Source organism: Nonomuraea aridisoli (assembly GCF_003236395.1).
Taxonomy (GTDB): Bacteria; Actinomycetota; Actinomycetes; order Streptosporangiales; family Streptosporangiaceae; genus Nonomuraea; species Nonomuraea aridisoli.
On the sequence record NZ_POUD01000281.1, the window covers coordinates 1 to 11896 of the forward strand.

General features: G+C 71.9%; 12 protein-coding genes and 1 pseudogene. 4 read left to right on the top strand and 9 right to left on the bottom strand.

Annotation, left to right across the window (positions count from 1 at the left end; translation table 11 throughout):
* Positions 1-72: 72 nt before the first annotated feature.
* Both C1J01_RS39950 and C1J01_RS39955 read right to left on the bottom strand, forming a co-directional pair.
* The gene (locus tag C1J01_RS39950; RefSeq protein WP_111184257.1) at positions 73-513 is read right to left on the bottom strand and encodes an iron chaperone; all 441 of its coding nucleotides are present in this window, start codon (positions 511-513) and stop codon (positions 73-75) included.
* Between the two features lie 46 nt (positions 514-559).
* Positions 560-907, bottom strand: a complete 348-nt coding sequence (locus tag C1J01_RS39955; RefSeq protein WP_111184258.1) for a VOC family protein — start codon at positions 905-907, stop codon at positions 560-562.
* Between the two features lie 180 nt (positions 908-1087).
* On the opposite strand from C1J01_RS39955, the gene C1J01_RS39960 reads away from it, so the two are divergent.
* The 3 genes from C1J01_RS39960 (at position 1088) to C1J01_RS39970 (ending at position 5190) form a co-directional block, all read left to right on the top strand.
* Positions 1088-3847, top strand: coding sequence for an ATP-binding protein (locus C1J01_RS39960; protein ID WP_181449228.1), 2760 nt, complete (start codon positions 1088-1090; stop codon positions 3845-3847).
* Positions 3848-3913: 66 nt separating this feature from the next.
* Entirely contained in the window at positions 3914-4537 is a 624-nt protein-coding gene (locus C1J01_RS39965) for a TetR/AcrR family transcriptional regulator (RefSeq protein ID WP_235854973.1), read from the top strand.
* Positions 4538-4599: 62 nt separating this feature from the next.
* Entirely contained in the window at positions 4600-5190 is a 591-nt protein-coding gene (locus tag C1J01_RS39970) for a DUF1707 SHOCT-like domain-containing protein (protein ID WP_111184259.1), read from the top strand.
* A gap of 120 nt (positions 5191-5310) precedes the next feature.
* Here the strand turns inward: C1J01_RS39970 and C1J01_RS51600 are convergent, their stop codons facing one another.
* Positions 5311-5685, bottom strand: coding sequence for a zinc-binding dehydrogenase (locus tag C1J01_RS51600; RefSeq protein ID WP_235854974.1), 375 nt, complete (start codon positions 5683-5685; stop codon positions 5311-5313).
* Between the two features lie 15 nt (positions 5686-5700).
* Between C1J01_RS51600 and C1J01_RS52715 the strand changes: the two are divergent.
* Positions 5701-5850: pseudogene (locus tag C1J01_RS52715) on the top strand (hypothetical protein); the annotation flags it as partial.
* A 395-nt stretch (positions 5851-6245) separates the two neighbouring features.
* On the opposite strand, the gene C1J01_RS52720 reads toward C1J01_RS52715, so the two are convergent.
* From C1J01_RS52720 to C1J01_RS40010, 6 genes are all read right to left on the bottom strand, one after another.
* Positions 6246-6695 carry a mycothiol transferase gene (locus tag C1J01_RS52720; protein WP_111184260.1) on the bottom strand — a complete coding sequence of 150 codons (450 nt, stop codon included), beginning with the start codon at positions 6693-6695 and terminating at the stop codon, positions 6246-6248.
* A gap of 93 nt (positions 6696-6788) precedes the next feature.
* Positions 6789-7298 (bottom strand): GNAT family N-acetyltransferase, encoded by a 510-nt coding sequence (locus C1J01_RS39990; protein ID WP_328589727.1) that lies wholly within the window; start codon positions 7296-7298, stop codon positions 6789-6791.
* Positions 7295-8338: a L,D-transpeptidase gene (locus tag C1J01_RS39995; RefSeq protein ID WP_235854975.1), complete on the bottom strand. Its 1044-nt coding sequence runs from the start codon at positions 8336-8338 to the stop codon at positions 7295-7297. The genes C1J01_RS39990 and C1J01_RS39995 overlap by 4 nt, the downstream gene beginning before the upstream one ends.
* 272 nt (positions 8339-8610) lie before the next feature.
* A complete protein-coding gene (gene recD2, locus C1J01_RS40000) occupies positions 8611-10821 on the bottom strand; it encodes an SF1B family DNA helicase RecD2 (protein ID WP_111184263.1) in 2211 nt (736 codons plus the stop codon).
* A gap of 139 nt (positions 10822-10960) precedes the next feature.
* Positions 10961-11512 carry a DUF1707 SHOCT-like domain-containing protein gene (locus C1J01_RS40005; RefSeq protein WP_235854976.1) on the bottom strand — a complete coding sequence of 184 codons (552 nt, stop codon included), beginning with the start codon at positions 11510-11512 and terminating at the stop codon, positions 10961-10963.
* Positions 11513-11646: 134 nt separating this feature from the next.
* Positions 11647-11844, bottom strand: a complete 198-nt coding sequence (locus C1J01_RS40010) for a hypothetical protein (protein WP_111184265.1) — start codon at positions 11842-11844, stop codon at positions 11647-11649.
* Between the last annotated feature and the right edge of the window lie 52 nt (positions 11845-11896).

Here is an 11896-nt window from a genome sequence, read left to right on the forward strand (position 1 = left end):
GGGCGGGTGGGGCCGGCGTGACGCCGGCCACCTGCTGCATGTCGAGCCGAGTCGTCCCGCCTGTGGCGCGGCTCAGCTCACCGCCTGCTTCACCAGCGCGCTGATGCGCGCCTCCACTTCGGCCGTCACCTCGGTCAGGGCGAATGCGGCGGCCCACATGGTGCCGTCGTCCAGGTTCGCCTGGTCGCTGAATCCGAGGGTCGCGTAGCGGGTCTTGAACTTGGCCGCGCACTGGAAGTGGCAGACGATTTTGCCGTCGAGCGCGTAGGCGGGCATCCCGTACCAGAGCTTCGGCGCGAGGGCCGGGGCGGTGGCGGTGATGACGGCGTGGACGCGTTCGGCCATGATGCGGTCCGAGTCCTGCATCTCGGCGATCTTCGCGAGTACGTCCTGGTGGTCCTGGGCCGCCTTGTCGGCGCGTGAGGTGCGGCGCGACGCCTTCTTCTGCTCCTGGGCGTGCTCCTTCATCGCGGCGCGCTCTTCGACCGTGAATCCGTTGTAGGTGCTGCTCATGGCTGGTTTCTCCTTGGGGTGTCGGAACTGAAGCGAGGCGGTGTGCTCAGCGGTCCTGGATCAGCCCGAGGACGTTGCCGTCGGGGTCGGTGACGGTGGCGACCAGGCGGCCACCGCCGACGTCGTGCGGGCTCTCCTTGACGGTGGCTCCGGCCGCGGTGAGGTCGGCCAGCTTCGTCTCGATGTCGTTGACGTGCCAGTAGGCCACCGGTGAGGTCATGCCCTGCGGTCCACCGCCCGGCACGAGCCCGATGTGCTGGCCCGCGGCGTCGAAGCCGACGTAGTAGGCCGAGTCGGTCTGCGGGGGGACGCCGAGCAGGGCGGTGTAAACCGTCTTGGCCTTGGCGAGGTCGGACACGGGGTGCAGGACGGTCTTGATTCCCTGGGTGGTCATGGTCGCTCCTGTGGTCGTGGGTCGTATCGGCCCGTTGTGTCGGTAGGCACAGCTTGGCTTGCGGCCTGGCGGGGCCGCATCCGTGGTGACCACGGAATCGGCCACGGATCGGCGGCACGGAGCGGCGTACGGTGGCGGTCGCGGATGGGGGCCGCGAAGGAGATACGGCAAACTGGGGCAATGCTGGCAGGAGTGGATGTCTCGCCTCGGGAAGCCGAGGTGCTGGAACTGGTCGGGGCCCATCTCAGCAACGCCGAGATCGCGGCACGGCTGTGCATCTCGGTACGAACCGTGGAGAGTCACGTCTCCTCACTGCTGCGCAAGCTGGACGTTCCCGATCGGCGCGCGCTCGCCCGGCGCCCGCCCGCGCCGGCCGCCGCGGCGGTGCCGCAGCCGCCGGCGGTGCTGCCGGCCCCGCTGACCTCGTTCGTCGGCCGGGTGAGCGAACGGGCCGAGCTGGCCGAGATGATCAGGGCGCACCGTCAGGTCACCGCGGTCGGCCCCGGCGGAGTGGGCAAGACGCGGCTGGCGTTGGCGGTGGCCGCGGAGGCGGCCGGCGAGTACGCGGGCGGGGTGTGGTTCGTCGACCTGGTGCCGGTCACCGATCCGGAGCTGATCGCCACTGCGGTCGCCGGGGCGGTCGGCGTCGGTGAGCAGCCCGGCCGCGACATGACCGACTCCGTGCTCGCCGCGCTCGCCGACCGTCATGCACTGCTGGTGCTGGACAACTGCGAGCACGTGGTGGACGGCGTGGCGCTGTTTCTGGAGCGGCTGCTGGCGACGTGCCCTCGGGTGACGGTGCTGGCGACCAGCCGGGCACGGCTGATGGTGCCGTTCGAACGGGTGTATCCGATCCCGCCGCTGTCGCTGCCCGCCGACGGCGAGTCGGACGCCGTCGCGTTGTTCCTGGAACGGGCGGCGGCGGTGGGCCGGTCGCCCGATCCCGCGCAGCGCGGCCAGATCGCCGCGATCTGCGAACGGCTGGACGGGATGGCGCTGGCGATCGAGCTGGCCGCCGCACGGTGTTCCACGCTCGGGCTGGACGGCATCACCGCCGCGTTGTCCCACCCGCTGCGGATGCTGACCGGCGGCTCTCGCGCCGATGAGCGGCACCGTTCGGTGCGCGGGGCGCTGGACTGGAGCCATGCCCTGCTGGAGCCGGCCGACCGGGCGCTGCTGCGCCGGGTGTCGGTGTTCGTCGCGCCCTTTACGGCTGCGGCGGCGGCGCAGGTGACCGGGGACGAGGAGGGCATCGTCGCCGAGGGACTGGCCCGGCTGGCCGAGCAGAGCCTGCTGGTGGTGACGGCGTCCCGGGGCGGGACGGAGTACCGGGCGTTGGAGACCATCCGCCAGTACGGGGTGGAGCGGCTGGCCGAGGCCGGTGAGCTGGCCGAGGTCCGATCCCGTCACGTTCGCTGGTGCCTGGACGAGGCCGCCGGGCTGGCGGTGGCGCGGGACGGCTGGCGGGCCGGGTTCGACGCGGTGGCGGACGATCTGCGCGCGGCCCTGGCGTGGGCGGCCGACCGGCCGGACCAGCGCACGGACGCCTACCTGCTCGCCCGGCGCGTGGCGGAGCTGTCGTTCACCCGTCACCTGATCGGCGAGTCCCAGGGGCGCTTTGAGCAGGCCGCCGCGCTCGCCGACGACGACGCCGAGGCGGCGTCGATGCTCCGGCACGCCGCGGCCGTGGCCGGCTGCCGCATGAACGGTGACGACATGTACCGCCTGCACCGCGCGGCCGCGGAGGCCGTCCTGCGGTCCGGCGACACCGCCGGCGCCGCCCGCGACCTGGCGACCGCCGCCGCCGGCGCCTACCGGTTCTCCGGCAAGTTCACCGGGAAGGTGCCGCATGAAGAGGCGAGCGTGATGATCGCCCGGGCGCGGGAGCTGGCCGGCGACGACCCGGCCGCGCAGGCCGCGGTGGCGCTGGCCGAGGCCGGGCGGGCGCTCATCGAGATCGGGACCCCGCAGGGCCTGGACGGCGATGCGCTCCCGATGACGATCGCACGCGCCGAACGAGCGGTCGAGCTCGCTCACCGCACGGGTGACCCGCTCGCCGAGTCGGCCGCGCTCGACACGCTCACCTGCGCCCAGAGCTGGGCCGGTGACACGTTCGCCGCCGCCGGCACGGCCCGGCGCCGGATCACGCTGCTGTCGTCGGCGTCGGACACCCCGGCGGGCACCCACGAGCTGATCGAGGCGCTCGCCGAGGCCACCGAGGCGGGCCTCGGCACCGGTGACCTGCCGGGTGCGCGCCGGTGGGCGCGGCAGCTCGCCGATCATCCTTTGCTGGCGGAGGTCGGCCACCGCGCCACGGGCTGGTTGCTGGTGACGGACGCGCTGGCGGGCAATGTGGAGGAGGTCCTCACCGGCGGCGTCCGGTTCCTCGACGCGTGGGAGCGGGCCGGCCGACCCGCCAGGACCGTCCTCGGCCCGCCGGCGGCCGCCGTGGCGATGGTCCATGGCCTGCGCGGCGACGAGGACGCCCGCCGTGAATGGAGCGCCGTGCTGCACCAGGTGGATCCCTCGCCGGGGAACACCTGCGGGTACGGGGCGATCTTCGAGGCGATGCTGCTGCTCCACCGCGGGCAGGCGCGGCAGGCGCTGGAGCGGTTGGCGCCCGAGCCCGGCGAGGTGTGGCAATGGGTCACCTGGATCTGGCTTCACTGGTATGTGGCGTTGCGCGCCGAAGCGGCGGTGCTCGCCGGTAGCCCCGAGGCCGGCGAGCGTCTGGCCGAGGCGCGGACGGTCGTGGCCGGCAACCCGGTCGCCGGTGCCCTCGTGGAGCGGGCCCAGGCGCTGCTGGACGGCGACCGGGAGCGGCTGCTCGCCACGGCGGCCGCGTTCGACGCCGCCGGCTGCCGTTATCAGTCGGCGCGGACCCTGCTGCTGGCCGGCGACGGCGCCGACGTCGGTCACGCCCCGATGCCCTCGGAGTGAGGTTCGCGGAGTGCTCTGGCGACCTGCGGCAGCCTGTGTTGTCCGCCGGACAATAGGCTGCCGCCCATGGCACCCAGACGTAGGCGCAGCCCGGAGGAGTCGCGTGCGGAGCTGCTGGCGGCGGCGGCCGAGCTGATCAGGGAACGGGGTCCGGACAACGTCAGCCTGAGACAGATCGCCGAGGCCGCCGGCGTAGCCCATGGGCTGGTGTCGCACTATTTCGGCACCTATGCCGCGCTGGTCCGCGAGGTGCTGCGGGTCGAGAACGATCGCATCGAGGAACGCGTACGCGATCGTATCCGGGCCGAGAACGGCGTGCCGCTCGCGGCGGGGATCATGGACGTGGTGTTCGAGACCCTGGCGGACGAGCGCTATCTGCGCCTGTTCGTCTGGGCCGAGATGCACACCGACTACCGGGGCGCCGCGCGGCCGGAGCTGGTGGAGCTGATCGACACGATCGAGGCGGGCATTCGCGCCGCGCTGCCGGGACGGCCCGTCCCGGGCCGGTCGCGTATCGAGGCCGTGGTGCTGGTCGGGCTGTCGGCGGCGTACGGGTTCGCCATAGGCGGCCGGTCGTGGCTGGCGGGCATGGGGCACGATCCGGACGATCCCGTTCACGAAGCGGAGTTCCGTGTTCAGCTCGCGCGGATGCTGGGGGCTCACATGGTGGAGGAGTCCGGGCTGGAGTGACCTGTTCTCCACTTGGAGAATAGAATGGCTGATGCCCCGTTCGAACGGACAAGGACCCGAGCATGATCGAGCATCCCGACGCCACCCCGAGCCGGCAACCGCGGGCCTCCGACGCGGACCGCGACCGCGCGGCCCAGCGGCTCCAGGCGGCCGCCGCCGCGGGAGTGATCGATCTGACCGAGCTCGACCAGCGCCTCACCGAGATCTACCGCGCCGCGACCCGGGCAGAGCTGGCGCTGGCATGCCACGACCTTCCGGAGCCCGCCCGCACGGACACCTTGGTGGTGCGCGACGAGCCCGGCTCCCGCTTCGCGATGAGCGTGTTCGGCTGGTTCAGCCGCAAGGGCCGTTGGGTGGCCCCACGCCGGTTCACGTCGTTGTCGATGTTCGGGGGCGGCGAGATCGACCTGCGCGATGCCCGCTTCGCCAGCCGGGAGATCCGGGTGTGCGTCTTCGCCTTGTGGGGCTACACGGAGGTCATCGTCCCCGACGACGTCGAGGTCGAGGTCAAGGGGCTGGGCCTGTTCGGCGCGTTCGGCAGGAGCGCCGTCAGCAGGAGGCGAGGGGCGCCCCGGATCGTCGTCACGGGTCTCGCCTTGTTCGGCGGCGTCGGTACGAAGGCCAAGGCGGCCTCCGAGGCGGATCAGTGGTGAAGGGCGGCGGCCCGCCGCCCCGCTCCGCCCTCGACCTGGCACGGCGTTGCGACCGGGTGGAACGGGCCGCATGGTCCCCTCCACCCGCGTCGAAGCAGCGTGACGCGCCGGACGGCGGCGTCAGTGCCGGACGACGACCACGATCTTGTCGATCTGGGTGTTGGACTCCATGTACAGGTGGGCTTCGGCGATGTCCTCCAGGTCGAAGGTCCGGTCGATGACCGGGCTCAGGCTGCCGCAGGCCAGCCCGGCGTTGACGAACGCGACGCCGCGGGCAAGGCGCTGCGGATCGGTGGTGACCTCGAACAGGGTGTAGGTGCAAGTGGTCAGGGCCGGGTAACTCTGGGCGTTCGGGAGCGGGGCGGGGCGCCGGTCGAGCCTGCCATAGACGACGAGGCGACCTCCCGGGGCGGCGATCGGGTTGAACGCGAGCCGCACCCGCAGCCGCCGGTGACGTCCTCGACGAGCGCTCCGTTCCCGGTCGTCCCCAGTCACGAGATCACCGGCGTGGTGGCCGCGACCGGTCCCGGCGTGTCGTGGCCGGAGGCCGGCAGCGCCGTGGGCGCGCAGTTCCTCGGCGACTCCTGCCGCCACTGCGACCACTGCGTACCCGGCGAGCAGATCCTCTGCCCGCGCAAGCGGTTCACGGGCATCGCCATGGACGGCGGTTACGCCGAATACGCCGTGCTCAAGGCAGACTTCGTGACCCCGCTGCCGCAGGGCCTGGACCCGGTCGCGGCGGCGCCGCTGATGTGCGCGGGCCTGACCGCCTTCAACGGCCTGCGGCAGGGCGGGATCGCCGCCACCTCGCGCGTCGCGGTCATCGGCACCGGCGGTGTCGGCGCGCTGGCCGTCCGCTACGCCGCCGCCATGGGATCCCGTGTGGCCGTCATCAGCCGCTCCGGCCGGGGCGAGCGGCGGCCGGAGCGGATGGGCGCCGAGCGGTTCATCGCCACCCAGGACCGCGACCCGGCCGAGGCCCTCCGGGGCCTGGGACGGCGGCGCGGACCTGATCCTCAACACCACCCCGTCCACCTCGGCCGCCGCGGCGGCGCTCAGTGGTCAGCCGAAGGTCTTGGCGCCGTCCAGGGACTCGCGGATGATGAGGGAGTTCGCGGCAGCGGCTGGGCGGCGTCCAGGTCGGGCAGGGTGGCGATCAGTTCGTCGGTACGGCGCGCCACGTCGGCGTAGTCGGCCAGGATGCCGGCGAGACTCTCGCCGGGCAGCATCCGGAAGGTGTCGGCCCAGGCGGCCAGGTCGGCCTCGGTCATGGCGTCGACGTCGGCCATCGCCGACGGCCCGTTCTGGAGGAAGCCCGCCCAGTTGCGCTCGGAGGCGGTGACGTGCTTGATCAGGCCGCCCAGGCACAGCTCGCTGACGGTGGTGCGGCGCGCGGCCTGCTCGTCGGTGAGGTCGCGGGCGGTGTGCCGCAGCAGGCGGCGCTGGTTGGCCGGCACCGCCAGCAGGTCGGCGCGCTCGGTGGGGGTGGCCTGGTCGACGGTCATGGTGGTCCTTCGTTGCGTCGTCGCGTGAGGGGACCACGGTAGGAAGGGTCGCGGCCGCGTTCTTTCCTGAATCGGCCGTGTCAGGTCAGCCGGTCAGGTCAGGCGGCGCTGCAGGAGCATGCCGGGCCACTCCCCCACGGTGAACGGGGCGACGCGGGTGAAGCCGCAGCTTTCGTAGTAGGCGACCAGGCGGCCGTCGCCGCCGGCGTAGCAGTCGACGCGCAGCAGGCCGGCGTCGCGCTCGCGGGCCTCGCCGGCGGCCCAGTCGAGCAGGGCGCGGCCGGCGCCGTGGCCGGCGAAGCGGCGGTCGGTGACCAGGCCCTGGACGTACAACTCGGGTTCGGTGGCGGCGGGCACGTAGTCGTGGGCGGCGCCGACGACGATGCAGGCGGCGGGCTCGCCGCCGACCTCGGCGACGCGCAGGCCGCCGCCGGCGGCCCAGGCGGCGACCTGGCTGGTGCGCTTCGGGTTGCCGGTGAAGGGGTCGCTGCCCCACTGGCCGGTACGGCCGGCCGCGGCCAGCCACGCGACCGCGCTGTCGAACATGGCCAGCACGGCCGCGGTGTCGGCGGGGCCGCCGGGACGGATGCGCACCTCGTTCACGCCTGCTCCCCCTTCAGCGCGCTGCCCTTCCTCCACTCGGCGAAGGACAACTGCCAAAAGCCCCAGCCGTTGTTCCATTCGAGTTCGCGGTCGGTGCCGGTGATGTCGACGACGTCGCCGCGCTGCATGTTGTCGTAGTACCACTTGGCCTGGTCGGGGCGGGCGTTGATGCAGCCGTGGCTGACGTTGCGCACGCCCTGGGCCCAGACGTTGTCCTTGGCGTGGACGTACTCGCCGGAGTTGGAGATCCGCACCGCGTGGTCGATCATCACGTCGTAGTAGCCGGGGTCGCCCTTCTTGCGGCCGGGGGAGATCATCCGGACCGGGTGGGCACGTTCCATGGTCAGGTGGACGCCGGAGGTGGTGGTGTACTCGCGGGTGGTGGCCATGCCGGCGCTGATGCGCATGGTCTGCACGCGCTTGCCGTCCTTGTAGACGTACATCATGTGCTTGTCGACGTCGACCTTGCTGATCTGCTTGGCGCCGATCTTGAGGGTGGTGGAGTAGTCCTTGGTGCCCCACAGGCCCTTGCCGGCCTTCAGGCCGGTGATGTTGGCGTTGAAGGTGACCTTCTGGTGGGCGGGCCAGTACTTCTCGGTGCGGTAGATGACGACGGTGTCGTTGATCCAGCGCCAGGCGCCCTCGACGGGCTTCTCCGCCTCGACCTCCAGGGCGCGCTCGATGGTGGCCTTGTTGGAGACGGGCTGGTTGAAGGTGACGATGATGGGGGCGCCGACGCCGATGGTCTCGCCCTTGAGGTTGGGGGTGACGTCGGCGACCTGGAGGGCGCGCTCGGGCTTGGCGGTGGTGAAGGTGCTGGTGACGCTCGTGACGCCGGCCTTGGCCGAGACGTTGTAGCTGGTGGACGGCTTGAGCGAGGTCTTGGACACCCAGCGGGTGCGGTCGGCGTTGTAGGTGCCGTTGAGGGTCTCGCCGTCGGCCTCGACGGTGACGTCCTCGAGTGCGCCGCCGGCGGCGGTCACCACGATCTTCTTGTCGAGGCCGACCTTCTTGGCGCCCTCGGCGGGGGTGATCTTCACGGTGGGGGCCTGCGGCGTGGCCACGGTGGTCCCGTCGGGGCCTTGGGGATCCTGTGCGGCGGGACCACTCGAACATGAGGCCGTCAGCGTTGCGGCGGTGAGCAGCGCGAGCGCGGTGGCGGTTCTCCTTCGAGCGGGCGCGACGTTCAAGGCAGTCCTCTCCCAGCGGTACCTAAAGGTACGTCAAAGACCTTAATGCTCCTGCTCGTAAGACGCCGAATCAATTAGGGATGTTCGGTCACGTTTCCGTCACTTTTGCCGGTGTGGGCAGGTCACCGGGCCAGGCGGTGGGTGAGGCCGGTGTGCCGGCGGCCCGCCCCGCGGGTGCGCACGGCCTGCGCCAGGGCCCGCCGCGAGCCGACGATCACGACGAGTCTCTTGGCCCGGGTGATGGCGGTGTACAGCAGGTTGCGCTGCAGCATCATCCACGCGCTGGTGGCCAGGGGGATGACGACCGCGGGGTACTCGCTGCCCTGGGAGCGGTGGATGGAGACGGCGTAGGCGTGGGCGAGCTCGTCCAGCTCGTCGAAGGCGTACTCGACGCTCTCGTCCTCGTCGGTCAGGACGGTGAGCTTGTGCTCGTCGGGACGCAGGTCGGTGACGATGCCGACGGTGCCGTTGAACACGCCGTTGGCGCCCTTGTCGTAGTTGTTGCGCAGCTGGGTGACCTTGTCGCCGACGCGGAAGACACGACCGCCGTAGCGGCGTTCCGGCATGCCCTCGCGGGCCGGGGTGAGGGCCTCCTGCAGGGCGGCGTTCAGAGCGCCGGCGCCGGCGGCGCCGCGGTGCATCGGGGCCAGGACCTGCACGTCGCGGCGCGGATCGAGGCGGAAGCGGCGCGGGATGCGGCGGGCCACGACGTCGACGGTGAGGGCGGCGATCTCCTCCGGCTCCTCGCAGGGGAACAGGAAGAAGTCCTTCATGCCCTCCAGGACGGGGTGGCGTCCGGTGTTGACCCGGTGGGCGTTGACGACGACCCCGGACTCGGCGGCCTGGCGGAAGACCTGGGTGAGCCGGACGCGGGGGACGTCGTCGGCGGCCAGCAGGTCTTTGAGCACCTCGCCGGCGCCGACCGACGGCAGCTGGTCGACGTCGCCGACGAACAGCAGGTGGGTGCCGGGCGCGACCGCCTTGACGAGCTTGTTGGCCAGCAGCAGGTCGAGCATGGACGCCTCGTCGACGACCACGAGGTCGGCGTCCAGGGGGTTGTCGCGGTCGAAGGTGGCCTCGCCGCCGGGACGCAGCTGCAGCAGGCGGTGCACGGTGGTGGCCTCGTGGCCGGTCAGCTCGGCCAGGCGCTTGGCGGCGCGGCCGGTGGGCGCGGCCAGGATGACCTTGGCCCGCCGGGCCCGGGCCAGCAGCACGATCGAGCGCACGGTGAAGCTCTTGCCGCAGCCGGGGCCGCCGGTGAGCACGGCGACCTTCTCGGTCAGGGCCAGGCGGACGGCCTGGCGCTGCTCGGCGGCCAGGTCGGCGCCGGTCTGGCCGTGCAGCCAGCGTTCGGCGCGCTCCCAGTCGACGTCGGCGAACGCCTTGAGCCGGTCGTGGCCGGCGCGCAGCAGCGACAGCAGCCCGGAGGCCAGCGAGACCTCGGCGCGGTGGAAGGGCGGCAGGTAGACGGCCGGGACGACGTTGTCGCCGGCGGGGACGCGCTCGCGTACGACGCCCTCGGCCTCGACGAGCTCCTCCAGGCAGGCCGCGACGAGGTCGGCGGGCACGTCGAGGATCTTGACGGCGTCGGCGACGAGGTTGGGCGCCGGCAGGTAGCAGTGGCCGTCGTCGGCGGCCTGCGACAGGGTGTAGCGCAGGCCGGCCTTGACGCGTTCGGGGCTGTCGTGCGGGATGCCGACCGCCTGGGCGATGGTGTCGGCGGTCTTGAAGCCGATCCCCCACACGTCGTCGGCCAGCTGGTACGGACGGCTGCGCACGACGGAGACGGACTCCTCGCCGTACTGCTTGAAGATGCGCACCGCGATCGAGGTGGACACGCCGACGCCCTGCAAGAAGATCATCACCTCTTTGATGATCTTCTGTTCCTCCCAGGCGGCGGCGATCATCTTGGTGCGCTTGGGGCCGAGACCGGGCACCTCGACGAGTCGTTCGGGATGGTGCTCGATGACGTCGAGGGTACCGGTGCCGAAGTGGTCGACGATGCGCTCGGCCATCTTGGGGCCGATGCCCTTGATCAGCCCCGAGCCGAGATAGCGCCGGATGCCCTGCACGGTGGCCGGCAGCACGGTGGTGTAGGACCAGACCTCGAACTGGCGGCCGTAACGAGGATGGGACGTCCAGCGGCCGCGCAGCCGCAGCGACTCGCCGACCTGCGCGCCCAGCAGCGGGCCCACGACGGTGAGCAACTCGGACCCGGACCGCTCTGTGGCCACGCGCGCGATGGTGTAACCGGTCTCCTCGTTGGCGTACGTGACGCGCTCGAGGACCGCGTCCAAGGATGAACCGTGTGCATCATCCACGCCAGGCTTCACGCGAACCCCTCTCCCGCCTGCCTTTCGCGGCAAGAGTAGAGCAGCGCGGGCGAGCCGCCGAGACGGCGTCGAAGCGCCCGCGCCGCGCGTCCTCCCCCGCAGACCGCTCCACCGAGGAGTCGACGGCCACCGGGGTCGCTCAACGCTCCTGTTTGCGCCGCTGCACCCGGCGTTCCCAGCTGTTCGGGTGGCGGATGACCGTGCCCCCGGTCCCGCCGTTGCCGGTCAGGCGGATCCGCGGCGTGCCGGGGAGCCGCTCCGAGGTGGTCTTGTCCCTGAAGCCGCCGAGGCCCGGATTCATCCCCGAGGTATCGGCCGCCCACCCATCGGGGATGACGATCGTGACGCCGCCGGTCTGCCCGTGCGCTTCTATCGCGATCTCGGTCAGCCGGCATTGGGTCTCGGTGAAGTCGAGCTTGACGCTCCCCATGCCGCCGTACACGGTGATCTGCGCCGGCACCTGCCAGCGCCCGGTCCGCGACTCGCCGTTCAGGCCGCCTTTGAGGACCAGCGGCTCCGGCGGGATCTCCTGGGGCAGGTCAGCGGTGAGGGGCGCCAGGTCGGCGTAGGTCTTGGCGTTCAGCGCCAAGTCCAGCCGCACTTCCAGTTCGCTGAAGTCGATGCGCCCTTCGGCTGCCGCGGTGTTCAGCCGCTCCACCACCGCTTCACGCTCCTCGTGCGAGACGCGCATCTGATCGGAGCGGAGGGGGGTCGGGTGGTGGTCTGCGTTCATCGTGTTCGCCTTCGGGCAGGGGGTGGCGATCCCGCCGGGTCAAGGGTGATCACCACCATACCGCCTCATAACGTCCGCGCACCCCGGGCGCGTCACAGGTGGAACCAGTGGATGCGGCGGCACGAGGTGCACACGAAGCAGGTGGCGTCGCGGTTGGCCCAGTCGAGGTTGAAGAACGTCAGCCCGGTCGTCTGGAGCTTCCACCGGTACTCTTCGAACACGTCGTTGCGGCAGGTGTCGCAGTTCAAGGTGCCGCCGTGGGGAAGCCTGACCGGCCGGGGCTCGCTCATGCCTGCGATGCTAGCCGGGCGGCCCGGCGGGCGGGGCGGCACGTGTGCGGCG

What these genes read in the sequence shown, in the direction of transcription:
- C1J01_RS39950 (WP_111184257.1), bottom strand. Translation starts at nt 513, where the DNA reads ATGAGCAGCACCTACAACGGATTCACGGTCGAAGAGCGCGCCGCGATG.
- C1J01_RS39955 (WP_111184258.1), bottom strand. Translation starts at nt 907, where the DNA reads ATGACCACCCAGGGAATCAAGACCGTCCTGCACCCCGTGTCCGACCTC.
- C1J01_RS39960 (WP_181449228.1), top strand. Translation starts at nt 1,088, where the DNA reads ATGCTGGCAGGAGTGGATGTCTCGCCTCGGGAAGCCGAGGTGCTGGAA.
- C1J01_RS39965 (WP_235854973.1), top strand. Translation starts at nt 3,914, where the DNA reads ATGGCACCCAGACGTAGGCGCAGCCCGGAGGAGTCGCGTGCGGAGCTG.
- C1J01_RS39970 (WP_111184259.1), top strand. Translation starts at nt 4,600, where the DNA reads ATGATCGAGCATCCCGACGCCACCCCGAGCCGGCAACCGCGGGCCTCC.
- C1J01_RS52720 (WP_111184260.1), bottom strand. Translation starts at nt 6,695, where the DNA reads ATGACCGTCGACCAGGCCACCCCCACCGAGCGCGCCGACCTGCTGGCG.
- C1J01_RS40005 (WP_235854976.1), bottom strand. Translation starts at nt 11,512, where the DNA reads ATGCGCGTCTCGCACGAGGAGCGTGAAGCGGTGGTGGAGCGGCTGAAC.
- C1J01_RS40010 (WP_111184265.1), bottom strand. Translation starts at nt 11,844, where the DNA reads ATGAGCGAGCCCCGGCCGGTCAGGCTTCCCCACGGCGGCACCTTGAAC.